The sequence below is a fragment of the Burkholderia sp. MSMB1835 genome, from assembly GCF_001526365.1.
In the GTDB taxonomy this organism is placed as follows: Bacteria; Pseudomonadota; Gammaproteobacteria; order Burkholderiales; family Burkholderiaceae; genus Burkholderia.
The window spans coordinates 1-25,037 of sequence record NZ_LOYP01000048.1 but is presented as its reverse complement, the minus strand read 5'-3'; the positions used below and the strand labels follow the sequence as shown (position 1 = coordinate 25,037).

Genomic DNA, 25,037 nt, shown 5'->3' with positions numbered 1-25,037 from the left:
CCGCGCAGCGACGCGTCAGTAGCGAACCCGCCCGATCAGGCCCAGCGGGTCGACGGCGTGCTGGACCGCGGCGGCGACCTGCCGTTGCGCGGCCGGCACGTGCTTGCGGTAGTACGCGATATTGACGGGCCCGACGCCGTGCTCGGCGCTGAAGCAGCCGCCCGCGCGCGCGACGCGGTCGTACAGCGCGCCGCGCAGCGCCATCTGCTGCAGCGGCCCGTAGCGTTGCGCGTCGGCATGCGGAATCGACACGACGAGATGGCAGCCGCCGTCGCCGAAATGGCCGAACGCATGGCAGCGCAGCGACGGATGCGCGGCCGCGAGCCATTGCTCGGCATCGGCGACGAATCCGGCCAGCGCGCCGCGCGGGAACGACACGTCGAACGACAGCGGCATGCCGTCCTGCGCGACCGCGGCCGGCAGCGCATCGCGAATCCGCCAGAACCGTTCGGCCGGCGCGCACGCCGCGTCGAGCACCTCGCGTTCTTGCGCGAGCGCGTCGAGCGTCGCGATCGCGCGCTCCTCGAGCAACGCATCGAGCCCGGGCATGCCGGTCGCGATCTCGACGAGTGCGTAGCATGCGGCGGCGTCGGCCTCGAACGGCACCCGCAACGCCGGAAACACGGCGGCGACGCGACCGATCGCCGCCGCCGACATGAATTCGAACGCCGACAGCATCTCGCCGAATGCGCGCTCGAACGCGAGCAGGCCGGCGAGCGCCGCGTCGTACGACGCGAACGCGACGAACGCCGCGCACGACGACCGCTCGAGCGGCGCGAGCGCGAACGACACGGCCGTCACGAGCCCGTTCGCGCCATTCGCGCCGATGAAGCACTGCGCGACGTCGAAGCCGGCGTTGCGCTTGCGCAGCGGCGCGAGCGCGTCGATCACGGTGCCGGCTTCGTCCGGGAGCACGACTTCGACGCCGAGCACGTGACGGCGCACGTCGCCGTACTTGATCAGGCGGCTGCCGCCCGCGTTCGCGCCGACGAGGCCGCCGGCCGCCGGATCGCTGCCGAGATCGATCGGCACGCAGAGCCCGGCTTCGCCCGCCACCCGATTGAGATCGGACAGCCGCACGCCGGCCTCGACCGTGATGCTGCGATTGGCCGGATCGAACGCGCGAACGGCGCGCATCCGCTCGAACGACACCACGCATTGCGTGCCGCTGCGATCGGGCACGGCGGCGCCGACGAGCCCGGTGCGCGCGCCCTGGGCGACGAGCGCGATCCGGTGCGCGACGGCGACGCGCACGAGCGCGCGCACGTCGGCGGTCGAGGCCGGCCGCGCGACGCCGAGCGGCACGCCGCCGTAGCGCGCGACGTCCGTCGCGTACGGCTCGCACGCCGCGCCGTCGAGCCAGCCGTCGCCGAGCGCCGCGGCGAGCGCGTGCCGCTGCGCGGCGTGTGCCGCATGGGCGGGCAGCGCGTTCATCGTCAGCCTGCCCGCGCGAGCTGCTTGCGCAGCCGGCCGCGCACGACGACCAGCGCGATCAGCGGCACGACGCCGCCCCACAGCGGGCTGTGGCGCATCGCGATCGACACCGCGAGCGCGACGACGGTGACGGCGAGCAGCACGAGCGACAGCGAACGCGCACGCGCGTGGTCGACGAACGCGCCGTCGACGAAGCCGCCGTCCGACCAGGCGGTATGCACGATGCCGACCACCAGCACGCAGACGAGCATCGCGGCCGGCCCGAGTTCCTCGCCCCACAGACGACTACCTGTCGGCGAGACGAGCGCGAGCACCGCGCCGATCACGAGGAACAGGTCGACGCCGATCGCGATGCTGTTGCGCTCCGCGCGGCGGATCAGCCACGCGCCGTGCACGAGCGCGAGCACGCCGCCGATCAGGAACGCGTGGGTCCAGCGCAGGCCCGGCTGTTCCGGGCCGAGCCGGCCGTAGAACAGGAACACGATCGCCGGCAGGAAGTTGCTCGCATGCAGCAGGTAGTCGGTTATGGGATGGTTCGATTTCATCGGTGTCTCTCCTTTCGAAACGGCGTGGCGACGCGTCAGGCGTCGTGCCAGCGGAACAGTCGCGCGGCGGCGAACAGGAACAGCGCGGTGCACGCGGTCATGCCGAGCAGTTGCGGCGCGAGCTGCGCGTACGGCGCGCCGTCGACCAGCGCGCCGCGCAGCGCGACGGCGAACTGGTTGGTCGGCAGGAACGCGAGCCCGGCCTTCAGCCACGCGGGCGCGTCGTGCATCGGGATCGTCAGGTCGCTGAAGAACAGCAGCGGGTAATAGGTGACGTTGCACGCGAGTTCGGCCGCCGCGAGCGACCGGGTGCGGCTGGCCAGCAGCACGCCGATGCTCAGCACCATCGCCGCGCCGAGCAGCACGATCGGCAACGCGCGCAGCCCGTCCGGCGTCGCGATCGGCAGCGCGATCCCGAACGCGACGCGTGCGACCGTCAGCAGCACGAGCGCCGACAGCGCCATCATCGCCATGCGCGCGACGATCAGCGCGGCGAGGAACACGCCGCGGGAGACCGGGAAGCACACGTACAGCTTGAACGTATTGCGCTCGCGCAGCGCGGCGATCGCGGTGGTCGTCGAGTTCAGGCCGATCGCCATGAACGCCATCACCAGGATGCCGGTCGCGAAGAACGCGCCGTAGTCGAACGGCCGGCGCGTCGGCGCGGCGTTCTCGAAGCGCGCTTGCGCGGCCGGCAGCCCGAGCCGCTGCGCGGCGCAGCGCGCGAGCGCGATCTCGACGACGCGCGACGCGGCCTTGACCGCGAGCGGGCCGTTGAAGTCGTAGCGGATCGTCGCCGGCGTGCGTTCGTCGGCGCCGAGCACGACGGTCACGCGATCGGCCGGCGCGCCGCGGCCGCCGAAGGTCGCCTTCACCGTGTCGCTGTGCGACAGGCTGTCGACGATCTGCGCTTCGCATGCGCGGCTGTACGGCGTCGCGCCGCCGGGCACGTCGAACGCGATGTCGGCCGTGCCGAGCGAGCCCGAGCCGCCGAACGCGAACAGCATCACGCTCAGCAGGAACACCGGGAACACGAGCGTCCAGAACAGCGACGAGCGGCTGCGCAGATAGCCGAGCAGCTCGTTGCGCACGAGGATCAGGAACACCTTAGTCATGGGTCGGGCCCTCGGTGCACAGGCGCAGCAGGTCGCCCGGCGTACTCGGTGCGAGCGCGAGATGCTGGATGCCGCGTTCGCCGACGATCCGGTGCACGTTCGGATGCAGCGTTGCATCGCCGAACGCCTCGACCACGTGCGCGGCCGACACGCGCACGCCGGTCACGCCGGGCAGCGCCGCGAGCCGCTCGTGCAGCGCGCGCGCGTCGGCTTCGTCGCGGCAATGCAGGACCGCGCGCGCGTCGCCGACGAGCTCGGCGCGCAGCGTGTCCCGGTCGCCCTGGTAGCGCACGCCGCCGTCGCGCACCCAGACGAGATCGTCGACCACGCTCAGCTCTTCCTCGGAATGGCAGATCATCGCGACGCTCGCGCCCCGCGCGCGATCGCGCAGCAGGTCGATCACGACGCCCGCATAGCGGCGGTCGAGGCCCGTGAACGGCTCGTCGAGCACGGCCAGCTCGGGCCGGTGCGCGAGCGCGACGTACAGGTCCACGCGCTGGCGCTGCCCCTTCGACAGCGCGCGGCACGGCTTGTCGAGCAGTTCGGCGATGCCGAGCGCGTCGGCGATCGCCGCATCGGTGTGCGCGTACATCGCGCGGTGCAGCGCGACGATCTCCGAGACGCGCAGATGATCCGGATACTCGACCTTCTGCAATTGCGCGCCGATCCGCTGCAGCGACCGCGAATCGCGCATGAAGCGCTCGGCCGGCACGTCGAGCACGCGCACGTCGCGGCCGCCGCGCCGGAAGCCGAGCAGCGTTTCGAGCAGCGTGGTCTTGCCCGAGCCGTTCGGCCCGACGATCGCGGTGATCGCGCCGAGCCGGAACCGCACGTGGCGCGCACAGAAGCGGAAATCGCCGGCCGCGACGTCGATCGCGCGCGCGCCGAGCGCCGCGCCCGGCGCATGCGCATCGGGCAGCGGCGGCAGGCCCGCGCGCTGCGGCCGGTCGAACGCGGCGGGCGCGCCGAACATCGCGCGCACGGACGCAAGAAACGAAACGCTCATCGTGGGCATCCTCAGTCGAACAGCATGACCTGCGTGTCGCGCGCACCGCGGTACGGGTTGCGGCCGTGCGCGACCAGCATGTTGTCGACGACGAGCACGTCGCCGGCCTGCCACGGGAACGCCCGCTCCTCGTCGTCGAGCGCGTCGTAGATCGCCACCAGATCGTCGAACGGCATCGGCGTGCCGTCGCCGTAGCGGATCTCGTACGGGAACGCGGCGCGCGCGCCGTACATGCGCTGCAGGTAGCGATAGCTGAGCTCGCCCATCGAACGCGGATTCGGGTGCTGCGCGCTCGCCTGGTTGAACCACACCGTCTCGCCGGTGCGCGGATGCATGCGCAGCGCGCTGCCGACGTGCGACACGGTCACGCTGCCGTCGTCGAGCCAGCGGCAGCCGACGCCGCGCTCCGCACACAGCCGCTCGACCTCGGCGCGATCCGTCGTGCCGAATGCGTCGTCCCACGGCCGGTGGTAGGCGGCGAACGGCAGGTTCGGGTTCGCGGCGAGGCCGTCGGCGCGGTCGCCCGGCGCCGCGAAATTGCGCAGGTACATCACGCCGCGTTCGGCGAACCGCGCGCGCAGCGCGGGCGGCACGCGCGCGGTCACGCGGCGCATGTCGCAGATCGGCGTCTCGCCGCCCGCGTCGGCCGGTTGCCGGCAGTAGAACGCGACGAGGCGCGGGAATGCGGGCATGTAGGCCATCTCCTGATGCAGCCCGATCCTGAACGGCGGCGGCATGCGGGTCGACTCGTAGACCTGGCCGTCGATCTGCCGGCGCGGGGCGGCGCCGGCCGTATAGCCGTTCGCGTGCGCCGGATAGAGCGCGCCGAGGCGGCCGAACGCGGCGGTGTCGGGCACCGCGAAGCCGCGCCACAGCAGCGCGCCGCACGCGTCGAGCAGCGTGTCGATCGTGTCGAGCCGCGAGCGGTACCACGCGACGAACATCTCCGGCGACGTCGCGAGTTCGGCGCTGCGCGGCGTCACGCACAGCGGCAGCGTCGCGCCGGACGCGACCGCCGCGCAGTGCACGTCGTCGGCGCCGAGCCGCGCGGCGGCATGGGCGGCGAGGAAGGCGAGATCGGTCATCGCTCAGGCCAGCGCCGGTTTCTTCAGCAGGATTTCGAAGCCGAGCGCGCCGAGCCCCGCGCTCGGGCTGTAGATCGACGCGACCGCCGCGAGGCCGGCCGCGGCGACGAGCGCATGCGCTTCGTCGAGCGTGATTTTTTCCTCGACGTGGGTCGGCGGATAGTCGGCGGCCGCGCGCATCTCGGTGAAGCGGTCGAGCAGGTGCTGCGGCGCGTCGCGGCGCATGTCGTGCACGAGCGCGATGCCGCCCGGCTCCAGCACGCGATACATCTCGGTCAGGCTGAGCGCCTTGTCGGGCAGGTGATGCAGCGTCGCGCGGCCGACCGCCATCGTCAGCGTGCCGTCGTCGAACGGCAGCGCGAGCGCGTCGCCGACGCGCATCTCGATCGTGTCGTCGAGCCCGAGTTCGCGGATGCGCGGGCGGCCTTCGTCGAGCATCGCCGGATCGAGGTCGATGCCGACGTAACGCCAGCCGCGCATCGCCGGATCGGTCGCCAGGCGCACCGGCACGACGCCGGTGGCCGTGCCGATGTCGGCGATCGTGCCGGGCGTCATCCCGCGCGCCAGCTGGCGGATGCGACTGATGAACAGCAGGTCCCAGGGTTCGAGCGTTTCGGTGGCGAAGCGATCGTAGTCGTTCGCCGGGCGCAGGTTCTTGAGCAGCATGACGTTCCTTGTGCGAAAGGGTGAGGGTTCACAGCCAGCCGACCGGCACGGCGGCCAAGAGCCGTCGCGCGGTCGCGCTGTTGACGCCGAACGCGGGGCGGCGGCGCCGTTCGACCGCATGCGCGGCCATCGCCGCGATGCGCGCGCCGAGCCCGACGCCGACGCCCCACGACGACGCGGCGACGCCAAGTTCGAGCAGCGTCGCGGCGGTCAGGAAATCGATGTTCGGCCGCAGCGCGCGGCGCGCGTCGGCCTGCGCGCAGCACGCGTCGAACAGCGTCACGTAGCCGCCGTCGAAGCCGCATGCGGCGAACCGGCCGCGCAGGTGCGGCGGACGCGGATCGGCGACGAACAGCGGATGGCCGAAACCGTACAGCGTGCGTTTCGCGTCGAGCGCCGCATCGATCGCCGCGCGCCCGGCCGCGTCGAGCGCGGCCGGCGGCGCGCCGGCGCCGCCCGGCACCGAGCGTGCGAGCGCCGCGAGCCACTGCATCGCTTCGAGCGCCGCGCCGACGTGCGACGGCCCGCTGGCGAGGAAGCCGGACGCGATCGCCTGCGCGAGCGTGACGCCGGTGCCGATCGCGACGCGCGGCGCGAGCACGGTCGGCGTGATGTAGCCGAAGCCGGCGTGCCAGGCGACGAGCAGCATGTCCATGGCCGCTTGCGCCGGCGCATCGCCGCGCGTCGCGCCGGTCAACACGAGCATGCGTTGCGCGTGCGTCGCGGCCGCGTCGAGCGACGCGCGGCCGGCCGTGCCGGCGGCGAACGGCCGGCCCTCGATCGCCGCGTGCAGCAGGAACGGCGCGGCGGCCGCGCACAGCAGCATCGTGTCGAGATCGGCATCGTCGGGCGCCGGGCCGCGCACGCGCGCGGTCACGTCGTCGAGGCCGCGCAGCAGGCCGGACGCGGCCGCGAACACCGGCGCGACGCCTGCCGAGCCGAGGTCGGCGGCGACCGACTGGGCGACCGAGCCCGGCGCCAGCGCGTCGGCGAACGCCGCGAGCCGCGCACCGAGCGTCGCCTCGTGCGCGCGATGCGCGGCGCTGCCGGGCGCCACGTCGAACCACAGATGCGCGAGCGCGCCTTCGAACGTCGTCGTGCCGATCAGCGCGTTCAGGTCGAGGTCGCGCACGCGCAGCGCTTCGGGGTCGAGCGTCGCGCCGTCGATGTCGGTGCCGCGATGGCGCGTCGCCGGGCGGCCCAGCAGGTTGCGCGGCGCTTCGCCGGCCGCGGGGATGGAGGTGCGGGAATCGAGTGTCGTGTCCATGTCATTCCGCCGCGGCGAGTTCGTCGCTGCTGACGCTGATCGCCGCGTGCGCCATCGCGGCGATCACGGCCGCGTGCTGGTCGACGACGGGCAGCACGTTCGCGAAGTAGTAGCGCGCGCTTTTCAGCTTGCCGCGATAGAACGCGAGCTCGGCCGGCGCGTCGGCCGTTTCGGGCGCGTCGAGCCGGCGCGCGGCGATCGTCGCCGATTCGAGCAGCACCCACGCCGACGTGACCACGCCGAACATCTCGAGGAAGCGCGTGTAGAACTGGCTGCTGCGATGCGTGTGACCGTCCTGCACGTCGCGGGCGATGTCGTCGAGCGCGGCGGCGATCCGGTCGGCGCCCGCGCGCAGCGCATCGAACAGCGGCCGCAGCTCCGCATGCGTGCCGGGCTGATGCTGATGGGCGAGGAATGCGTCGAGTTCGTCGCGGTAGTACTGGATCAGCCGCGAGTGACGGCCGAAGCCGAGCTTGTCGCGCACGAGGTCCTGCGCCTGGATGTAGTTCGTGCCTTCCCAGATCGACAGGATCTTCACGTCGCGCGCGTTCTGCTCGACGGGGCTCGCGTCGGTGTAGCCGAGCCCGCCGTGCACCTGGATCGCCGTCTCGCAGATGCGCCACGCCTGGTCGGAGATGAACGCCTTGCAGATCGGCGTCAGCAGCAGTTGCAGCTTGCGATGGCGTTCGATCTCGGCCGGGTCGGCGTCGGGCGTCGCTTCGAGCATCGCCGCGCGCGTCGCGGTCGCCGCGAGCTTGCCGAGCAGCCCGCGGCAGCCGTCCACGCGGCTTTTCATGTCGACCAGCATGCGCTGCACGTCCGCGTGCTCGACGATCGCGACGCGCGCGGCGTTCGTGTTCGATGCGCGCTCGATCGGCCGGCCCTGCAACCGGCGGCCCGCATACTCGACCGCGTGCAGGTACGCGCTCGACGCGACGCCGACGCCGAACATCCCGGTGCTCATCCGCGCCTGGTTCATCAGCGGCATCAGTTGCAGCAACCCGACGTTGCGCCGGCCGCCGAGCAGCCAGCCCTTGGTCGTGCCGTTCGCGCCGAACACGAGGTGCGTGTTCGCGCAACCCTTCAGCCCCATCTTGCGCGGCAGGCCGATGCAGTCGACGTGGTTCGGTTGCAGCTCGCCGGTTGCCTCGTCGGGCCAGAAGCGCGGCACGACGAGGCACGACAGCGAGAACGAATCCGGCGACGCCGTATCGATGCGGCCGAGCACGAAGTACAGCGTGTTTTCCGTCAGTTCGTGCATGCCGGCCGAGATATAGACCTTCTCGCCGTCGATCGCGTAGACGTCGCGTTCGAGCGGCGTCGCGCGCAGCGCGACCGCGGTGAGGTCGGTGCCGGCCTGCGGCTCGGTCGCGCAGAAGCACGCATCCCAGCGGTACGCTTCGAGCGGCGCGACGAGCGCTTTCTGGTGCGGCGTGCCGTGCATCTGCAGCAGCTTGATCGCGGGGCGCGTGAAGCCGCCGTAGGTCATGAACGACGGATTCGCGCCCATGAACATCTCGTAGATCATCTGCGTGACGATCGGCGGCAGCCCGTGCGCGGTGCCGAACAGCGTGTTCGACCACTCGTCGCGAAAGCGCGCCCACAGCGCGTGGAAATGCGAAGGAATCCGTACCTGGCCGTCGTCGAGCAGCGTGCAGCCCTCGACGTCGGCCTGCTGGTAGCTGCGGCCGAGATCGAGCGCGAAATCGCGTGCGCGTTCGAGCAGCGCATCGACCGACGCGCGATCGTGCGCGCTGTACGGCCCATGTTCGAGAAAGTGCCGGTCGGCCTCGAACAGTTCCCACAGAAAGAAGCGCAGTTCGCGCAGGCTGACCTTGTATGCGCTCATCATGCGTCTCCTTCGATATCGAGCGCGGCGTCGAGACCGCCGGCCAGATCGACGACGGCCGCGGCCGCCGCGCCGTGCAGCGCCGCATCCCACACGAGCACCGTGCGGCGCTCGCCTTCGTCCAGCGCGCCCGCGAGCCGGATCAGCGCGGCGGCCGATTCGGCGGACGACAGATGGCCCGATCCGTCGTGCTGGATGCGCGCGGCGACCGGAATCGACGCGGCGTCGGCCACGCGCGCCGCGAAGCCGGGATCGAAGCCGGGCGGCACGCACCAGTCGATCTGGCTCGCGCGCAGGTTGGCCTGCTCGAGCGCGCGGCGGATCGCGCGGGCGGCGACCGGCGCGAGCGTGTCGCGCAGCGCGACCGGCGCATCGGCCCACGGATCGGCGATCGACGGCCCGAATTCGAGCGCGACCGCCCGCACGCCGCCCCACGCGGCGGGCTCCGGCGCCGGGCCCGCGCGCGACACGAGCAGTGCGGCGGCCGCGTCGCCGTAGCCGACCAGGTCGCCGAACTGGCGGAAGAACGGGTAGAGCCACTTGTCGCTGAGGATCACGAGTGCCTGGTCGCCTTCGTCGAGCAGCCCGTCGAGCAGCATCAGCGCCGAATACCAGCCGAGCGTGCCGTTCTGGCCGAGCGCGAACGGCGTCACGCGCTGCAGCCCGAGTTCGTACTGCATGCGGCCGACGACCGAGTCGCCGATGCCTTCGTTGAGTGCGCAGCTCGCGACGATCACGTGCGTCGTGCGCGCAAGCGCGCCGGAGCCGAGCTGATCGCGCAGGTCGAGCGCCGCGTCGGCGGCCAGGTCGGCGAGGCTGCGCCCGGGCGGCGCGACGCGCAGCGCGGGCCGGCCGCCCGGCGCGAGGCGCGTGCCTTCGTCGGGCGTCAGCGCGCCCGTGCCGCGCGGCCGCGCAAAGCGCGCCTGCGGCAGCAGCAGGTGCCGGTAGCCGGGATGGCGCTCCTGCGCCTGGATCGCGCTGAACACGACGGCGGGCGGCAGCACCACGACGCCGCCGGACAACGCGAGCGTGCCGGGCGCGGCGACGCGCGGCTCGCCGATACAGGTTTCATCGAGCGTCGACAGGGTCATGCGGCGGTCTCCTCGAGGTTCGGGCGCGCGAATGCGTCGCGATACTGCGCTTTCAGCGCCGGTCGGTCGATCTTGCCGTTCGGGTTGCGCGGCAACGCCGGCAGCGGCTCGACGACGAGCGGGTTCATGTAGGTGGGCAACGCGTCGCGGCACGCCCGCGCGATGTCGGCGCGGCAGGCGGCGGCGTCGAGCGTCGACACGACGCACGCGGCGATCGCCTCGCCGAGCGCCGGGTGCGGCACGCCGAACACGGCGGCCTCGCGGATGTGCGGCAACGCGAACAGCACGTCCTCGACCTCGGTCGGGCTCACGCGATAGCCGGACGTCTTGATCATGTCGTCGCCGCGCGCGACGAAATACAGGTAGCCGTCCGCGTCGCGCCGTACGATGTCGCCCGACCACACGGCGACGTCCGGGCGCGGGATCTCGCCGTGCCGGCGCGGCAGCGGGCGAAAGCGCTGCGCGGTCAGCTCGGGCCGGTTCCAGTAGCCGAGCGTGACGAACGCGCCGCGATGCACGAGTTCGCCGGGTTCGTCGGCCGCGCATTCGCTGCCGTCCGCGCGCAGCACGAGGATTTCCGCGTTCGGCACGGCCTTGCCGATCGAGGTCGGGCGCAGCGCCGCGTCGGCCGGTGCGAGGTACGTCGAGCGGAATGCCTCGGTGAGCCCGTACATCAGGTAGGGCGACGCGTGCGTGAACAGCGCCTGCAGGCGGTGCAGCAGCGGCGTCGCGAGATGGCCGCCGGTATTCGCGAAGCGGCGGATCCGCGTGCGCGCGGCGTCGCTCCAGCCGGCGGACGCGAGCTGCATCCACAGCGGCGGCACGCCGGTGATCGACGTGACGCCGAACGCGTCGCAATGGCGCGGCACTTCGGCCGGCTGCAGGAAGTCGAGCGGCGTATAGCATGCGCCGGACGCCAGCGCGGTCGTGAGCTGGCTCAGGCCCGCATCGAAGCTGAGCGGCAGCACGCCGAGCACGACGTCGTCTTCGGCGAGCCCCTGGTACGCGGCGACGCTGAACGCGCCCGACACCAGGTTGCGGTGCGACACGACGACGCCTTTCGGCTTGCCGGTCGAGCCGGACGTGTAGAGCAGCGCGGCCGGATCGTCGTCGACCGGGCGGCCGGCGGGGGGCGTTGCCGCTGCCGCCGCCGGCGTGTCGGTGCCGGGCGAGTCGATCGCATCGGCCAGTGCCTCCATCAGCATCACGCGTTCGCCGACGAGCGCGGCGAGCGCCGGCAGGCGCTTGAGCCGCTGCGCGCCGGTCACGAACAGCGCGGCGCCGCTGTCGGCGACGATGTGTTCGATCTGCGCTTCCTTCAATTGCGGATTGACCGGCACGAAGATCGCGCCGAGTGCGTTGGCCGCGAGCATCGCGACCACGGTTTCGATGCGCTTCGGCGCGTAGATCGCGATGCGTTCGCCGGGCTGCACGCCGCGCGCCGCCAGCGCGGCGGCGGCGCGCCGGACCGCGCGGGCGAACTGGTCGTAAGTCAGTGTGCCGCCGCCGTCGGCATAAGCCGGACGCTGCGGCCAGCGCTGCGCGCCGTGTTCGAGCAGGTCGGCGACGCTGATCAATGCGTTCATGATCGGCTTCCTCTGGAAGGTCTAGGCCGGCCGCACGTACACGTGCGCGGCTTCGTGGGACAGGAAATGCGCCATCGAGTACGTGCGGTGATACGCGCCGCAGCGTGCGAACACGGCGATGTCGCCGACCTGGGGCGGCGCGCCCGTGTCGTCGCGGCCGATCACGTCCGCGCGGCTGCAGGTGCTGCCGACGTAGAGCGTCGGCACGCCGCGAGGGGCCGGCGCGGGTGCGCGGCGCACGAGCGACGGCGTGGCCAGGCGGCGCATCACCGATTCGGTCTGCGCGAGCAGGAACGCATGCGACAGGCCGCCGTCGCAGACGGCGATCGTGCGGTCCTGCCACGCCTTCACCGCGACGACGCGCGTCGCGAACACGCCCGCATCGGCGAAGATCGCGCGGCCGGATTCGTGGGCGAGCGAATACCGGCCGGCCAGCGGCGCGAGCGCGGCGGCATAGCGTTCGAACGCGGCGTCGCCCGGGTGATCGTCGGCAAAGCCGCCGCCGAGGCTCAGCGCGCCGAGCGGCGCACCGTTGGCCGGCGCGAGATCGCGGGCCAGCGCCGCGAGCAGTTCGGGCAGCACGAGCGTGTCGGGCTGCGTCGCGTCCTGGCGGATGAACGAATGCGGGCCGGAGAACACGTGCAGCCCGGCCACGGGCAGGCCGGCGGCCGCGAGCGTGCGCACCGCGTCGTGCGCCTCGTTCGGCGTCATCCCGAAGTGGTCGTGCCACAGCGCGCGCGCGTGGACGCCCGCCAGCGCGCCGGCATTCACGCGCAGCAGCACCGCGCCGGGCGTGCTGCCGCCCGCCGCCGCTTCGCGCGCGAGCGGCACGAAACGCGCGACCGCGTCCGGGTTGTCGAGCACGAAATGGCAGCGCGACGCGAGCCCCGCGCGCATGAACATTTCGTCCATCGACGGATTGTTCAGGTAACGCGGCGTCTTGATCCGGCCGATCACCGCGTCGAGCTCGCCGCGGCTCGCGAGTTCGACGCCGTCCTCGTACGCATGCGCGCAGCGCGCGAGCATGTCCTGGTTCGGGTTCGCCTTCAGCGACACGATCAGCCGCGTGCCGAGCCGCGCCTTCAGCGACCGGTAGCGGGCGATCGCGACGTCCGGCTCGTACACGTAGCACGGCGTGCGCAGGTCGGCGATCCACGCGTGATCGCCGGCGGGCGGAAGCGGGCGCTCAGGCGTCATGGCGACCCACCGGATGAAGCGTGGCGGCCGCATACGCGCCGCAGTTCGACTGCATCACGCCGAGCACGCGCCGGCCGCGCGCGAGTGCATCGAGCCCCACGTCGGCCAGGTTGATCGGAAAATCCGAACAGCACGCGTGGCCGCGCGCATGGATGTTGTCCGCATACAGCCGCTCGGCCGGCACGCGCATCGCGCGGCACAGCGCATTCCAGCCGGGCAGGTCGGCGTTGTGCGGCAGCACGAGATCGTATGCGTCGAGCGCATGCGGCTCGAGCGCGACGGCCGCGTCGATCGCGCGGCGCGTGTACGGCCACTCCATCATGATCAGGTCGGCCTCGTTCGCGGCGACGGTGTCCGAACCGCGATGCCATTTCGCGTGCGTCTCGATCGCGATCCCGCCGAGCCGGTTCTTCGTGCTGTTGCGCGCGATCAGCATCGCGGCCGCGCCGTCGCACTGCACGCCCGTCATCTGCCGCATCCGGTAATCCTCGCCGTACACGCGATCGGACGACACGACGAGCGCCGCATCGAGCTGCGGATGGCGGCGCATCAGCGCGCGCACGGTCTCGATGCCGGCCGCGACCGACACGCAGTTCAGTTGCGCGACGGAGCCCAGCCACAGCGGCTCGATGCCGAACTGCGCGGCCACTTCATGCGGCAGGCTGCGCGGCGCCGGCGGCACGCTGAACTGCTGCGTGTGCACGTGCACGATCGCGCCGACGTCGGACGGATGCACGCGCGCGGTGTCGAGCAGCCGGCCGACGGCCGCGATCGCGAGATCGGTCTCGCTCGTGTCGAGCGCCATATGGAAATAGCGGCTGCCCGACTGCGCGATCGCGGCCGCCCGCTGCGCGGGATAGTCGCGTTCGGCGGCCCAGGCCTCGATATCGACGGGCGGGCCCGGCAGCTCGTAGGCCACCGCGTCGATGCCGATCCAGAAGCCGGCGTCGCGGGATGCGTGGGAGGAGGGCATCGTCATGTCAGTTGAGCGGCATCGCCGCGTAGTCGAGGACGTCGAGCTTTTCGAAGGTCGCCTGCACGGTCGGCGTGAGCAGGCCCATCTCGCGGATCGTCGGCACGAGGCGCCGGAAGATCGAGCGGCGGATCGAGCTCGACACCGGCGATTCGCGCACCATCGCGCTGCATTCGCGCTTCGACAGCCCCATCGGCTCCCAGATGTCGTCCGCGCACAGGTGCTCGTACAGCACGGCCGCGCCTTCGCAGACGAATTCCTCGCGCTCGCGCAGCTCGTGCGCGCTCATTTCCGCGTACACGCGGCACAGCGTGATCCTGCCGACCGCGAAGTGACGCGCCTCGTCGCGCTGGATCCGCAAGAACAGGTCCTTGACGAACGGATCGGTGCTGTACGCGACGACGCTCTGGAAGATCGACAGCGCGATGCCCTCGACCAGCACCTGCATCCCGAGGTTCGTCATGTCGAGCGCGCTGCTCGTGATCGTGTCGTGCAGCAGCCCCTTCAGCGAGCGGCTCATCGGGTAGCTGACGTCGAGCTTCTCGTTGACGAGCTTCGCGTACGCCTCGACGTGGCGCGCTTCGTCCATCATCTGCGCGGCCGCGCACAGCCGCGCGCTCAGGCCGCTCTCGGCCGACGCGAGCTTCGACGCGCAGATCAGCGCGGCCTGCTCGCCGTGCAGGATCTGCGACAGCAGCCAGCCCTGCGCGTGATGGCGCACCTCGCGCTTGTCGGCGTCGGCGAGCTTGCCCCACAGCTCGGTGCCGTAGATCAGCAGCGTCGGGTCGGGCATGCCGAGCGGATTCGCCGGGTCGAGGTCGTGGCGCCAGTCGACGTCGGTCGCGACATCCCACTGCGCGGCCTTCGCCTTCTCGTACAGCCGGTTCAGCGCCTCTTCGCGCAGCGCGTAGTCGTTCGACATCAGCGCGTCGACGGGCATCGACCAGCGGATATCGGCCGTGTCCTGCATCACGGTAAGCGTGTCATTCATGTCAGGGTCTCCCCGGCCGCGCGGCGGCGCCGGAATGATGGGCGGAATCGATGAACGGAGCGGCGGCGCGCGACGCGCCCGGGTGCGGGTCGAGCCGGATCGCATAGGCCGGCCACGCGCCGCGCAGTTGCGCGTCGAACGCGTCGGCGAGCCGCGCGGGCCAGATCGCGCAGCACACGCGGTTGTCGCCGGCGAATTCCGCATCGCGCAGGATGCGGTCGCCGATCCAGACGACCGGCGCGCCGCGCGCGGCGTCGCGCAACGCTTCGTCGTACAGGTGCACGCCGAGCAGCACGTGCGGCGCCAGCAGTTCGGCCGGCAGCGCGCCGAAATACGGCGCACAGACTTCGATGAACAGGCGCGCGTCCGGATGCACGGCGCCGCGAATCCGCGCCGCGATTTCAGCGAGGAATGCGAAATACTGCACGTGGTCGAGCAGCACGCGGCGTTCGCCGCCGGCCACGTCGTACGTATTGCCGGCGTCATACGCGTCGCCGGCCGCTTCCGCGAGCGCGGCGCGCGCATAGTCGGCCGGCGTGTCGAGCGGCATCCGGTATGCGCTGGCCGCGACCGCAACCGGCTGGCGCACATCGCGCGCGATCCGGTACGTGAAGTGAACGGGTCGCACCATGTCACGCCTCGCCGTCGAGAGAGAACGTCGCGTCCGGCGCGAACGCGACGTCGGCGATCGCGTAATAGCCGTTCAGCGCGAGCGAGCAGACGGCCGCGCGGCGCGGCGTGTCGCCGTCGCGGTGCGCGAGCAGCACCGACAGCCACGGGTCGCTGCCGAACGCATGACCGAACAGGCCGTGGCCGTCCGGCAGCAGCGGCGTCTTGCCGACCGACGCGAGCAGCGCGCGGCGCGACGTGGCCGGAAAGAACGGCAGCGCCGCGTGCAGCCCGGGGCGCGCCGCGCAGAACGTGCGGATGTCGCGACCGAGCCGCACGACCGCGCTGGCCGGCGGCGCGGCGTCCGCGACGACCGACTGCGCCGGTTCGCGGCCGACGTCGACGAGCAGCGTGCAGACGCCGAAGCCCGAGCGGCCCCAAGCGGGATTGCCGTGCCAGTACGTATAGCCGTGCACGTCGATGTCGACGATCTGCAGCAGCAGCGTGCGCGGCCCGGTCTCGGCGGCGGTCGCGAGCGTGCGGCGCAGCACGTAGCCCCAGCCCGCGCACTCGTACGAGCACGTCATCCAGTCGGGCGTGTAGTCGTTCGTACCGGCGAGTGCCTGCGCGAACACGCGATGCTGCGGCGAATCGTTCATCAGCAGCATCGACAGGATCGTCGAGCTGACCACGTAGTCGTCCGCGCCGATCGCGCCGCACAGCCGCTCGCGTTCGGCACACGCCAGTGCGCCGATCGCGCGGGCCGCGTCGTCGAGCGGCACGGCCGCGCCGTCGCGCGACGGCGCGACGCGCCGGTACGCGAGCGCCTGCACGGTCAGCGCGGTCGCCGGGGCCGGCTGGACGACGGCGGCCGCCACGGGGGCAAGGGGCGCGAGCATCGTCGTATCAGGCCGCGTGCTGCTGGCGGCGCAACTGCGCGTCGAGCTGCTGCAGCGTCGTGTATTGCGTGATGTTCAGCGCTTCCGGATCGATCGAACCGTAAAGCTGTTCGCAGAACACGATCAGCTCGACGATGTTCAGCGAATCGATGCCGAGTTCGCCGATGCCGGCGTCCGTATCGACGGTTTCGACGTTGAGGATCTTCGCGACTTCGCGGGACAGGATGTCGAGCGCGTCGGCCGGAACGTTCTGGGTCGTCATGAGGGGAGCTCCTGGAGTTGAGTGGGATTGATCGGGATCGATCGGCCTGTCGCGTGGGTCAACTGCCGGCTTCGCAGCGCAGGCTCTTGCGAAGCTCGTGATAACAACGGTACGAACTGCCTTCCATCTTCGAAAACGCCAGCAGGTCGCGCTGGTCGTCGAACAGCGGCACCTTGCCGTCGCGGACGAGCGCGCTCAGGAACTCGTTCGACAGCAGCTTGATCGCGAGCACGCGCTGCACCTTGCCGAAGCTGTAGTGCGCGTCGTCGGTCTGGTTGCGCGCGGCGTCCGCGATGAAGCGGTGCACCGCGCGTGCGTCGGCGTCGAGCTCGACGCGGCCGGTCCGTTCGAGCCAGCCGACGTGCGCCATCAGCGCGCGGACGAAGTACGGCCGCACGACGGTCAGGTATTTGTTGAACACGGTCGGGCCGCCGATCCGCAGGCGGTCCTCGGCGGCGACGCGCACCTGGCCGGCGACGTTCGCGAGCTGCAGGTTGCCCGCGAGGAACGGCGCGCCGCAGGTCGCGCGCGTCAGCTTGCGGTACTCGTCGGGCCACACGAGGTACGCGGCCGGGAACATCACGCCCGGCAAGCGCGCCGCGACGACGGCCATGCAATCGCGGTGCGCCTCGATGCCCCATACCTTGTCGACCGTGAGCGCGAGCCCGTTGTCGTCGCTGCGCACGACGGTGCGCCAGGCGGCGAGCGTCGGGCCGCCGCCGTCGCTCATCAGGAACGCGAAGTTGTGGCCGGCGTCGATGCACTCGCATGCGCGGCGGTTCTGGTCGTCCGAGAAGAACAGCCCGAACATGATGCGGATGAACGCGCGCATGAACGGCTTGAACAGGTGATGAAACCCTTCGCGGTCGATCTGTTCGAGCAGCGCTTCGGTAAGCGGCGCCTCGTCGTGCCGAAGCGGCGTCGACGCGGACGCATCGGGCAGCACGTCCGGCGTGGACGCGCGCAGCGCGATCACCATCTCGCTGTCGAGCAGCCGCACGGCGGCGGCTTCGACCAGCCGGGCCGCGGCACGCGGCGGGGTGCCGAGCGTGTCGAGGTTGTCGAGGTGGCGCAGCACCGGATACGCGGCCTGGTCGGCCACGCGCAGCAGCGGCGGCGAGGGCGGCGTGGCGGTCGAAGCGGGAACGGAAAGCGTGGACATGGCAGGGTTCCTGTCAGAAACGCACGCGCACGGCGGCGTCGATACGGGTGCCGAGACCGACCATCCGGTACTCGGACTGGCTGTCGGAGAATGCGCGCGTGACGGCGACGTCGACGCTCACGCGCTTGTTCACGTCGGCGACGACCTGCGCGATCGCGAGGAGGCCCTTGTCCTGCGGCGAATAGACGCCGCGCAGCGAATACTCGACGCGGCCGATTTTCTTGCCGAGCCGCGCGAACAGGTAGTCGCGCAGGCTGCCGTCGACGCTCACGAAGTTGGCCGTGCCGCCGAGGCCGGCCAGCGCGGCGCCGGACGCGACGGGCAGCAGCGCGTTGTTCGCCTGCGCCGCGCCGACCATCCGGCGCCACTGGCTCGCGTCGTAACGCGCTTCGTCGTGCGACCACTCGACGATCAGCGACAGGTTGCCGGGCAGCGCGCTCTGCATGCCGACCGCGCTGCGCCACATGTATTGACGATCGTTGCGGCGATCGACGGCGTCGTACGCGGCCGCCGAATCGAGCGGCGTGCCGTTCGCGATGAACGCCGGCAGCGGCCGCGTCGTGCCGCGCTCGAGCCAGGCGCCCGCATAGACGGTGTTCGAGCGCGCGACGTCGAACGACAGCGTCGCGCCGGCGCCGCCGCGGCCCGCGTGACGGCCGGCGAGCAGGGCGGCCGAGCCGCCCGACCAGTTGTATGCGCCGCGCACGAGCTGCGTCGCGCCTTGGACGTCGCGGTTGTCGACGTCGTCGCGCAGCGTGCGGTTCTCGCCGGCGATGAACTGCAGCGTGATCTGCTCGCCGGCCCATTTCGCTTCGACGAGCGGCGTGCCTTCGACGTCGCCGTAGCGGTCGTAGATGTCGGCCGTCGCGGCCCGCTTCTGAAAGAAGCCGAGCGGGAAGAACGCCTGCGACGTGTCGAGCGCGTCGATCCGCTTGCCGGCCGTGAGCGTGATGCCGTTGTCGAACGCGTAGCGCACGCCGGCTTCGTTGAAGCGGCTCGCTTGCGCGCCGAGCGAATGATTGCCGGCGACGACGCGCGCGTTCGCGAACAGGTTCTCGCCGTCGATGCGTGCGAGCAGGCCGGCTTCCTGCAGATTGCGCGGCGAGTCGCCGATCAGGCGGCCGAGCAGCGCGCGGCCGTCCATGCTGTCGACGGAGCGCGCGTAGCCGATACCGTTGAGCGTGCCGAGCTGGTCCATCAGCGATTCTCCATGCGCGAGCGTGCAGCCGAGCGCGAGCGGGACGGCGAGCGCGATCCCCGGCCAGCAGCGGTTGGCCCGGCCGGACGATGAGCGGAGGCGGTCACGACGAGCGTCGGCATCGGCGTCGTACTCACTGGCCATCGGCGAGCGTGTCGGGGTTGAACCAGCCCGACGGAATCTTGCGCGGCTGGCCGTCGAGGATGTCGACGACGCTCGCGCGCTGCTTCTCGACCTCGTTGCGATACGTGATCTTGCGGATCACCTTGCGGCCGTTCGCGTCGACCGGCGCGGAAAAATCCGCACTGCGAAACAGCAGGCCGCTCGCGAGGAAGAACTGCGCGCGCACCGGCACGTCGGTATCGGGCGTGACCCACAGCTTGATCGTCGGGTAGACGTTGTCGGGGTCGGTCGCGGTCAGGTCGAGCTCGGTGGCCGGCTTGCCGTCGATCGGCGTCGTGCCCGGGGCCGCCGTCGCGCGATAGCTGTCCGCCCAGTGCGTGCGCGTGATGTCGCTGATCACGACTTCGCCTTGCAGTCGCTGCATCCCGTTGATGCGCACCGCGCTGCGCGTGTTCGGCACGTAGAACCAGTGCCCGCGCGTGGTCGCGAGGTATTTCTGGCCGTCGTTCTCGCCGCTGCGCGTGAGCGCGAGCGTGTCGCCGTTGCCGCGCGTGTAGACGAGATAGCGGGTCGCGTCGCCGGATTGTCCGCCGACTTCGTTGGTGATCCGGATGTTCGTCTGCGTATCGGCGGCCGTGCTGCGGTAGGCGTCGGCACGGGCGAGCATGGTCTGGGCCGTCGGCACGTCGGCTGCGCGGGCGGCGAGCGGCGCGCACGCGACGAGCGCGGCGAACGTAACGCGAATGCGATTCATGGGGCGAGTCCTTCGAGGATGTTGCGTTTCGCGAGCCCGAGCGTCGCGAGCAGCGCCGCGGCCACGCCGAGCACGACGAACGCGGCTTCGACGGCGGCCACGGCCGCGGGCGACACGGTGAATTCGAGCAGGATCGGTTTCACGCGGCCGGGCGGCGCGGGCAGGTGGATCTGCGCATGATTGAGCGCGACCATCGTCAGCAGCGCGAGCGCGATGCCGGCGGCCGCGCCGAGCAGGCCGAGCAGCGCGGTTTCCTGGATCAGCACGCCGCGCACCGTGGCGGCCGGTACGCCGAGCGCGCGCAGCGTCGAGATCTCGCGGCGCCGCTCGACGATGCTCATCAGGATCCAGTTGCTCATCGACAGCAGGATCGTCACGCAGAGGATCGCGCCGAATACCGAGAACTGGTTCTTGTACAGCGCGACGACCTGATGATAGAGCGACACGAGCTGGTCCCAGGTCCGCACGTCGAGCGTCGGCAGCGCGGCGCGCAGCGTCGCGGCGGCGGCCGGCGTGCGCGCGGTATTCGACAGGAACACCGCGATGCGCGACGCACGGTCGGTGCGCAGCAGCGCCTGCGCGGCCGTGAACGTCACGTCGACGATCCGTTCGTCGACGTCCTTGTTGCCGGTGCTCATCACGCCGACGATCTGCGCGTCGGTCGCGTTGATGCCGCCGTGCGCGGTCGACGCCATCAGTTGCACGACCGAGCCGACGTGCACGCCGAGCTTGCGCGCGAGTTCGGCGCCGACGACGACTTCGGTGCCCGCATGGGTCGGCGACAGATAGCGGCCCGACAGCACCGTGTGATAGTCGAAGAAGCCGGGCGGCTCGCGGTTCGGCTCGATCCCTTCGCCGACGAAGCCGTAGCTCAGATCGCCGTTCGACACGAGCCCGTCGAAGTCGATGCCGCGCGCGGTCGTCGCGACGCCGGGCAGCGCGGCGATCGCGCGCGTCGCGGCAGCCTGCTCGTCGGCGGTCAGCCCGTATTGCAGCGGCCGTTCGCCGATCAGGTCGAGATAGCCGCGATGCAACACCTGCACATGGCCGACGCCGCTGTCGATCGACCCTTCGCGCACCGCGTCGAACGTCGCGATCACGTAGCCGAGCGCGAGGCTCGACGCGAACGCGGCGACGCCGATCATCGCCATCGTCAGCACGGTGCGGCGCCGGTTGCGCCAGAGGTTACGCCACGCAAACGTCGACCAGTTCACGATTCACTCCCGGTACGCCGTCGCGCATCTCGATGCGGCGCGGCAGGTGCGCGCACAGACGATCGTCGTGCGACGCAATCAGAAAGGCGGTGCCCAGCGTGCGGTTGGTGTCGAGGATCAGCTCGGCGACCGCCCGCGCGTTGGCGCTGTCGAGGCTCGCGGTCGGCTCGTCCGCGATCACGATCGCCGGCTCCTTGGCGAGCGCGCGGGCCAGCGCGACACGCTGCTGCTCGCCGCCCGACAGTTCGCCGGGGCGGTGTCGTTCGCGCGCGGCAAGCCCCACCGCGTCGAGCATCGCGCGAGCGCGCTCGCGCCGCGTGCGCGGCGTGCCCCACGCGAAGCAGCCGAGTTCGACGTTCTCGAGCGCCGACATCACCGGAATCAGGTTGAATTGCTGGAACACGAAGCCGATGCGCTCGCGGCGAATCCGTTCGAGCGTGTCCGGCGCGTCGTCGATCCGGCGGCCTTCGAGCCAGCGTTCGCCGCTGCTCGGCACGTCGAGAAAGCCGGCGAGATTGAGCAGCGTGCTTTTGCCGCTACCCGACGGGCCGACGAGCGCGACGACGTCGCGCCGGCCGATCGAGATCGTCGCGTCGCGCACCGCGACGACACGTCCCGCGCCCTCGTACACGCGGGTGACGTCGCGCAGTTCGAGCACGGGGCCCAGCGACGCGGCCGTCATGCGAACGCTCCCTGGCCTGCTTCGACGGCGGCCGACGCGGGGATCACGGGCAGCGCGCCGTTCGCATAGAGATCGCGACACTTCAGGCGCTGCAGCTTGCCGCTCGTCGTGCGCGGCAGCGAGCCGGGCTCGACGAAACACAGATCCTGCGCGGCGAACCCGATGCGCGACGCGAGCAATTGCTGGCATTCGGACCGTGTTTGCGGCGTGGCGTCGACGGGCCGCGCCTCGATCGCGACGACCAGCCGCTCGGTGCCGGTTTCCGGATCGGGCAGACCGAACGCGATGCACGTGCTCTTGCGCAGCGCGCCGTGAGACGCCAGCGCCTCCTCGATCTCGTGCGGGAAATAGTTGCTGCCGCGAATGATGATCACTTCCTTCTTGCGGCCGAGGATATGCAACTGGCCGTCCGCGACGTAGCCGATGTCGCCGGTGCGGAACCAGCCGTCGGCCGTCAGCGGCGCGGCGATCGTGCCGTCGTCGGGGTTCAGGTAGCCGAGCATCACCGACGTGCCGCGGATCGCGACTTCGCCGACCGCGCGGTTCGGCAGCGCGTGGTCGCCGTCGTCGAGGATGCGGAACGCCATCCCTTCGATCGGCGTGCCCATCGCGAGCACCGTTTCGGTCTCCGCTTCGGTGTCCGTCTCGTGGCCGTCGTTCGCGGCGGCCGGCTGCGCGTCGCGGCGCTCGATCAGCGCGCGCCGGTCGAGCGTATCGGCGATCACGTACGGTGCGCCGTCGACCGCGCCTTCGTGCCATGCACGGTGCATCGATACCGCGAGCGTCGATTCGGCCATCCCGTAGCACGGTTGCAGCGCCGACGCCGCCAGGCCGTACGGCGCGAACGTCGCGGCGAAATCGCGCAGCGTCGCATCGTCGACGCGTTCGCCGCCGATGAAGATGTTGCGGCACGCGGACAGATCGACGCCGTCCATCGCGGCGGCGTTGAAGCGGCGCACGCAGTAGCGCAGCGCGAAGGTCGGCACCGACGTCGTCGTCGCGCGCGCCGATGCGATGCGCTTGAGCCAGCCGAGCGGATTCCGGATGAAGCTGTTCGGCTGCATCATCAGCAGCGGGGCGCGGTAGTGGAGGTTCGACAGCAGCGTGAGCAGCCCCATGTCGTGATAGAGCGGCAGCCACGACGCGGTGCCGTCGCCGGCCGCGACGTCGAAGCGCACCGACCCGCCGATGCCGAGCACGTTCGCGATCACGTTCTCGTGGCTGAGCACCGCGGCCTTCGGATGCGACGTCGAACCCGACGTGAGCTGGACATGATGCGGATCGCGGCCGCTCTTCGCGCTGATCAGCGCTCGCGTGCCGGCCTCCGCGGCGCTCGACAGCATCGCGAGATCGACGACGCGCGTGGACGCCGCGGGAAACGCCGCATCGTGCCAGGCCGCGGCCTGCGCATCCGCGGCAACGACGATGCGCGGCCGGTACAACTCGCACGCGACGTCCGCCACCTGCCGTCCGGCCGTTGCACGCCGCGCTGGAACGGGCACGGTGCAGGGCAGCGCACCCGTCATCACGCACGCCATCATCGCGACCGCATGCTCGACCGATGCGGGTAGCGCGAGCATCACCAGATCGTTCTCGCGCACGCCGAGCTCGCGCAGCGCACCGGCCTGGCGAAACACCTCTTCCGCGAAGCGCCGGTACGTGATGTTCGCTTCGCGGCCTGCGTCGTCGACGAACGTCATGCGATGCATGGCGCCCGCGACGTCCTCGAGCGATTCGATCAGGCGATGAATGGTGGATGCGTACTTCGTCACGAGGGTTCTCCCCTTGAGGAACACGGCCGCTCGCGCCACGGTGCCGGCGGCGCCGTTCGTCGAGTGAGGAGGATTCTTGCCGGATCGATCCGCTGCGACAAACGGAATCTATGCAGGCTATGCATGAGCGCAGCGCATCCACGAAGGCCGGCGCAGGTTCCTTGTCAGCGTGCCCGGACGCGAGGTGACTGGTCGGTCTCATTCGACCGGTCGTCTAGTTCACGATGTGGTTCGCTCATGCGCAGGCGTCATGCAATGCGTTCGGAAAATTCGTTTGTCCGAAGCATCGACTCACAGAAGAATTGCATCCCGGCAGCGCGCCAGCGTCGCCGCGTCATCGTGCCGGGCAGGGTCCGGCTCAAGGAGAGCGTCTTGTCCGTCACCTCATCGCCTGTTGCCCGCTCGAAACCGGTTGCCGACATGAAGAGCCGCCCGAGCGGCGTGGTCTTCTCGCTGAAACTGGCGGTGTACGTCGCGCTCGTCGCGCACGGGATGATGTTCGCGCTGTCGGCGCTCGTGATCGTGAAGATCGTCGGCATCCTGCTGATCGGCGCGATGTATGCGCACGGCGTCGAGCTGCAGCACCAGGCGCTGCATTACCAGGGGTTCCGCAGCAAGCGCCTGAACATGGTGTTCGGCGTGCTGCTCGGCATGCCGATGCTCGTGTCGTTCCACGCGTACCAGGACAGCCACCTGCGCCATCACCGGCTGCTCGGCACGCCGGAGAACAAGGAGTTCTTCGACTACGGCGACCAGTACGGCGCGAGCCCCGTCGTCAATGTCGGGCTGTGGGCGTGGCGGCTGTCGATGGCCGCGCACTATATCCAGTTCGCGAAGAACGTCGCGAAGCTCGTCGTGCCGGGCGCGCGCTTCGGCGACAACGCGCTCGTGTCGCGTGCGATCCGCCGCGACTACCTGCTGATGGCCGCGGCGATCGCGCTGCTCGCCGCGCTGTCGTTCGCGCTGCACACGTGGTTCGCCGTCTGGGTGTGGGTCGTGCCGCTCGTATGCGTCGCGGCGCCCGTGCATGCACTGGTCGAGATGCCCGAGCACTACCGCTGCGACCTGACGAGCACCGACCCGTTTCGCAACACGCGGACGATCGAGAGCAACGCGTTCATGACGTGGTTCACGAACGGCAACAACTATCACGTCGAGCATCACATGATGCCGAGCCTGCCGATCGAGCGGCTGCACGACCTGCATGGCGCGATCGCGCCGCGCATCCGCTATTACCACCGCACCTATCGACAGTTCTACTACGCATTGCTGCGCGGCCGGCTGTCGCCGCGCTCGGTGGACGACGACCGGGACGACCGCGAGCCCGATGCCGAAGCGGTCGCGCCCGCGTCCACGCAATCGGCGTGATTGCCGGCGCCGAACGCGTTGCGACGACGATGACGACGATGCTCTATCCGGAACTTTTCAGGTCGCTCGAAGCTGTCCGCTGGGACATGGAGAAGGACATTCCGTGGGACAGGTTCGACGCTTCGCTGCTCACCGACGAGCAGGCGAAGACGATCAAGATGAACGCGATCACCGAATGGTCGGCGCTGC

Annotated in this window: 23 protein-coding genes and 1 pseudogene; 2 read left to right on the top strand and 22 right to left on the bottom strand. The window is 70.9% G+C overall.

Annotated features, from left to right (window positions below):
• Positions 1 to 15: 15 nt before the first annotated feature.
• The 22 genes from WS96_RS21220 to WS96_RS21115 are packed head-to-tail and all read right to left on the bottom strand — an operon-like array spanning position 16 to position 23,480.
• A complete protein-coding gene (locus WS96_RS21220) occupies positions 16 to 1,434 on the bottom strand; it encodes an FAD-binding oxidoreductase (protein ID WP_059835139.1) in 1,419 nt (472 codons plus the stop codon).
• A gap of 2 nt (positions 1,435 to 1,436) precedes the next feature.
• The gene (locus WS96_RS21215; protein WP_059498699.1) at positions 1,437 to 1,979 is read right to left on the bottom strand and encodes a hypothetical protein; all 543 of its coding nucleotides are present in this window, start codon (positions 1,977 to 1,979) and stop codon (positions 1,437 to 1,439) included.
• 35 nt (positions 1,980 to 2,014) lie between these two features.
• On the bottom strand, positions 2,015 to 3,094 hold the full coding sequence (locus tag WS96_RS21210) for an ABC transporter permease (protein ID WP_059835137.1): 1,080 nt from the start codon (positions 3,092 to 3,094) through the stop codon (positions 2,015 to 2,017).
• Entirely contained in the window at positions 3,087 to 4,100 is a 1,014-nt protein-coding gene (locus WS96_RS21205; RefSeq protein ID WP_059835320.1) for an ATP-binding cassette domain-containing protein, read from the bottom strand. The genes WS96_RS21210 and WS96_RS21205 overlap by 8 nt, the downstream gene beginning before the upstream one ends.
• A gap of 11 nt (positions 4,101 to 4,111) precedes the next feature.
• Positions 4,112 to 5,185: a TauD/TfdA family dioxygenase gene (locus WS96_RS21200; protein WP_059835135.1), complete on the bottom strand. Its 1,074-nt coding sequence runs from the start codon at positions 5,183 to 5,185 to the stop codon at positions 4,112 to 4,114.
• Between the two features lie 3 nt (positions 5,186 to 5,188).
• A complete protein-coding gene (locus WS96_RS21195) occupies positions 5,189 to 5,851 on the bottom strand; it encodes a class I SAM-dependent methyltransferase (protein WP_027786439.1) in 663 nt (220 codons plus the stop codon).
• A gap of 28 nt (positions 5,852 to 5,879) precedes the next feature.
• Complete coding sequence (locus WS96_RS21190; protein WP_059835133.1) at positions 5,880 to 7,118, bottom strand: citrate/2-methylcitrate synthase; 1,239 nt, start codon at positions 7,116 to 7,118, stop codon at positions 5,880 to 5,882.
• A 1-nt stretch (position 7,119) separates the two neighbouring features.
• A complete protein-coding gene (locus tag WS96_RS21185; RefSeq protein WP_034209461.1) occupies positions 7,120 to 8,967 on the bottom strand; it encodes an acyl-CoA dehydrogenase in 1,848 nt (615 codons plus the stop codon).
• Positions 8,967 to 10,058 carry a hypothetical protein gene (locus tag WS96_RS21180; RefSeq protein ID WP_059835131.1) on the bottom strand — a complete coding sequence of 364 codons (1,092 nt, stop codon included), beginning with the start codon at positions 10,056 to 10,058 and terminating at the stop codon, positions 8,967 to 8,969. The genes WS96_RS21185 and WS96_RS21180 overlap by 1 nt, the downstream gene beginning before the upstream one ends.
• Positions 10,055 to 11,644 (bottom strand): acyl-CoA ligase (AMP-forming), exosortase A system-associated, encoded by a 1,590-nt coding sequence (locus WS96_RS21175; RefSeq protein ID WP_059835129.1) that lies wholly within the window; start codon positions 11,642 to 11,644, stop codon positions 10,055 to 10,057. Before WS96_RS21175 ends, WS96_RS21180 begins: the two co-directional genes overlap by 4 nt.
• Before the next feature lie 21 nt (positions 11,645 to 11,665).
• Positions 11,666 to 12,841 (bottom strand): PLP-dependent decarboxylase, encoded by a 1,176-nt coding sequence (locus tag WS96_RS21170; RefSeq protein WP_059835127.1) that lies wholly within the window; start codon positions 12,839 to 12,841, stop codon positions 11,666 to 11,668.
• Entirely contained in the window at positions 12,831 to 13,820 is a 990-nt protein-coding gene (locus WS96_RS21165; protein ID WP_059835125.1) for a 3-oxoacyl-ACP synthase, read from the bottom strand. Before WS96_RS21165 ends, WS96_RS21170 begins: the two co-directional genes overlap by 11 nt.
• 1 nt (position 13,821) lies before the next feature.
• Positions 13,822 to 14,805 (bottom strand): ferritin-like domain-containing protein, encoded by a 984-nt coding sequence (locus WS96_RS21160; protein WP_052100393.1) that lies wholly within the window; start codon positions 14,803 to 14,805, stop codon positions 13,822 to 13,824.
• Position 14,806: 1 nt separating this feature from the next.
• Positions 14,807 to 15,436 (bottom strand): hypothetical protein, encoded by a 630-nt coding sequence (locus WS96_RS21155; protein ID WP_034208968.1) that lies wholly within the window; start codon positions 15,434 to 15,436, stop codon positions 14,807 to 14,809.
• 1 nt (position 15,437) lies between these two features.
• Positions 15,438 to 16,313, bottom strand: coding sequence for a hypothetical protein (locus WS96_RS21150; protein ID WP_059835123.1), 876 nt, complete (start codon positions 16,311 to 16,313; stop codon positions 15,438 to 15,440).
• A gap of 7 nt (positions 16,314 to 16,320) precedes the next feature.
• Positions 16,321 to 16,575, bottom strand: a complete 255-nt coding sequence (locus tag WS96_RS21145; protein ID WP_011350104.1) for an acyl carrier protein — start codon at positions 16,573 to 16,575, stop codon at positions 16,321 to 16,323.
• 58 nt (positions 16,576 to 16,633) lie between these two features.
• Positions 16,634 to 17,737 carry a hypothetical protein gene (locus WS96_RS21140; RefSeq protein ID WP_059835121.1) on the bottom strand — a complete coding sequence of 368 codons (1,104 nt, stop codon included), beginning with the start codon at positions 17,735 to 17,737 and terminating at the stop codon, positions 16,634 to 16,636.
• A gap of 13 nt (positions 17,738 to 17,750) precedes the next feature.
• Positions 17,751 to 19,079 (bottom strand): hypothetical protein, encoded by a 1,329-nt coding sequence (locus WS96_RS21135; RefSeq protein WP_059835119.1) that lies wholly within the window; start codon positions 19,077 to 19,079, stop codon positions 17,751 to 17,753.
• Complete coding sequence (locus WS96_RS21130; protein WP_059835117.1) at positions 19,069 to 19,812, bottom strand: outer membrane lipoprotein-sorting protein; 744 nt, start codon at positions 19,810 to 19,812, stop codon at positions 19,069 to 19,071. Before WS96_RS21130 ends, WS96_RS21135 begins: the two co-directional genes overlap by 11 nt.
• Positions 19,809 to 21,026: an ABC transporter permease gene (locus WS96_RS21125; RefSeq protein ID WP_059835115.1), complete on the bottom strand. Its 1,218-nt coding sequence runs from the start codon at positions 21,024 to 21,026 to the stop codon at positions 19,809 to 19,811. The genes WS96_RS21130 and WS96_RS21125 overlap by 4 nt, the downstream gene beginning before the upstream one ends.
• Positions 20,998 to 21,708 (bottom strand): ABC transporter ATP-binding protein, encoded by a 711-nt coding sequence (locus WS96_RS21120; RefSeq protein WP_059835113.1) that lies wholly within the window; start codon positions 21,706 to 21,708, stop codon positions 20,998 to 21,000. The genes WS96_RS21125 and WS96_RS21120 overlap by 29 nt, the downstream gene beginning before the upstream one ends.
• The gene (locus tag WS96_RS21115; RefSeq protein WP_257128028.1) at positions 21,705 to 23,480 is read right to left on the bottom strand and encodes a fatty acyl-AMP ligase; all 1,776 of its coding nucleotides are present in this window, start codon (positions 23,478 to 23,480) and stop codon (positions 21,705 to 21,707) included. Before WS96_RS21115 ends, WS96_RS21120 begins: the two co-directional genes overlap by 4 nt.
• A gap of 420 nt (positions 23,481 to 23,900) precedes the next feature.
• Between WS96_RS21115 and WS96_RS21110 the strand changes: the two genes are divergently transcribed.
• Together WS96_RS21110 and WS96_RS21105 are read left to right on the top strand one after the other, a co-directional pair.
• Positions 23,901 to 24,848 carry a fatty acid desaturase family protein gene (locus WS96_RS21110; RefSeq protein WP_059835109.1) on the top strand — a complete coding sequence of 316 codons (948 nt, stop codon included), beginning with the start codon at positions 23,901 to 23,903 and terminating at the stop codon, positions 24,846 to 24,848.
• A gap of 29 nt (positions 24,849 to 24,877) precedes the next feature.
• A pseudogene (locus WS96_RS21105) lies at positions 24,878 to 25,037 on the top strand (ferritin-like domain-containing protein); the annotation flags it as partial.

Excerpts from the sequence above, each read along its gene's own strand:
- WS96_RS21220 (WP_059835139.1), bottom strand. The coding sequence starts at position 1,434 with ATGAACGCGCTGCCCGCCCATGCGGCACACGCCGCGCAGCGGCACGCG.
- WS96_RS21215 (WP_059498699.1), bottom strand. The coding sequence starts at position 1,979 with ATGAAATCGAACCATCCCATAACCGACTACCTGCTGCATGCGAGCAAC.
- WS96_RS21210 (WP_059835137.1), bottom strand. The coding sequence starts at position 3,094 with ATGACTAAGGTGTTCCTGATCCTCGTGCGCAACGAGCTGCTCGGCTAT.
- WS96_RS21205 (WP_059835320.1), bottom strand. The coding sequence starts at position 4,100 with ATGAGCGTTTCGTTTCTTGCGTCCGTGCGCGCGATGTTCGGCGCGCCC.
- WS96_RS21200 (WP_059835135.1), bottom strand. The coding sequence starts at position 5,185 with ATGACCGATCTCGCCTTCCTCGCCGCCCATGCCGCCGCGCGGCTCGGC.
- WS96_RS21195 (WP_027786439.1), bottom strand. The coding sequence starts at position 5,851 with ATGCTGCTCAAGAACCTGCGCCCGGCGAACGACTACGATCGCTTCGCC.
- WS96_RS21190 (WP_059835133.1), bottom strand. The coding sequence starts at position 7,118 with ATGGACACGACACTCGATTCCCGCACCTCCATCCCCGCGGCCGGCGAA.
- WS96_RS21185 (WP_034209461.1), bottom strand. The coding sequence starts at position 8,967 with ATGAGCGCATACAAGGTCAGCCTGCGCGAACTGCGCTTCTTTCTGTGG.
- WS96_RS21180 (WP_059835131.1), bottom strand. The coding sequence starts at position 10,058 with ATGACCCTGTCGACGCTCGATGAAACCTGTATCGGCGAGCCGCGCGTC.
- WS96_RS21175 (WP_059835129.1), bottom strand. The coding sequence starts at position 11,644 with ATGAACGCATTGATCAGCGTCGCCGACCTGCTCGAACACGGCGCGCAG.
- WS96_RS21170 (WP_059835127.1), bottom strand. The coding sequence starts at position 12,841 with ATGACGCCTGAGCGCCCGCTTCCGCCCGCCGGCGATCACGCGTGGATC.
- WS96_RS21165 (WP_059835125.1), bottom strand. The coding sequence starts at position 13,820 with ATGACGATGCCCTCCTCCCACGCATCCCGCGACGCCGGCTTCTGGATC.
- WS96_RS21160 (WP_052100393.1), bottom strand. The coding sequence starts at position 14,805 with ATGAATGACACGCTTACCGTGATGCAGGACACGGCCGATATCCGCTGG.
- WS96_RS21155 (WP_034208968.1), bottom strand. The coding sequence starts at position 15,436 with ATGGTGCGACCCGTTCACTTCACGTACCGGATCGCGCGCGATGTGCGC.
- WS96_RS21150 (WP_059835123.1), bottom strand. The coding sequence starts at position 16,313 with ATGCTCGCGCCCCTTGCCCCCGTGGCGGCCGCCGTCGTCCAGCCGGCC.
- WS96_RS21145 (WP_011350104.1), bottom strand. The coding sequence starts at position 16,575 with ATGACGACCCAGAACGTTCCGGCCGACGCGCTCGACATCCTGTCCCGC.
- WS96_RS21140 (WP_059835121.1), bottom strand. The coding sequence starts at position 17,737 with ATGTCCACGCTTTCCGTTCCCGCTTCGACCGCCACGCCGCCCTCGCCG.
- WS96_RS21135 (WP_059835119.1), bottom strand. The coding sequence starts at position 19,079 with ATGGCCAGTGAGTACGACGCCGATGCCGACGCTCGTCGTGACCGCCTC.
- WS96_RS21130 (WP_059835117.1), bottom strand. The coding sequence starts at position 19,812 with ATGAATCGCATTCGCGTTACGTTCGCCGCGCTCGTCGCGTGCGCGCCG.
- WS96_RS21120 (WP_059835113.1), bottom strand. The coding sequence starts at position 21,708 with ATGACGGCCGCGTCGCTGGGCCCCGTGCTCGAACTGCGCGACGTCACC.
- WS96_RS21110 (WP_059835109.1), top strand. The coding sequence starts at position 23,901 with ATGAAGAGCCGCCCGAGCGGCGTGGTCTTCTCGCTGAAACTGGCGGTG.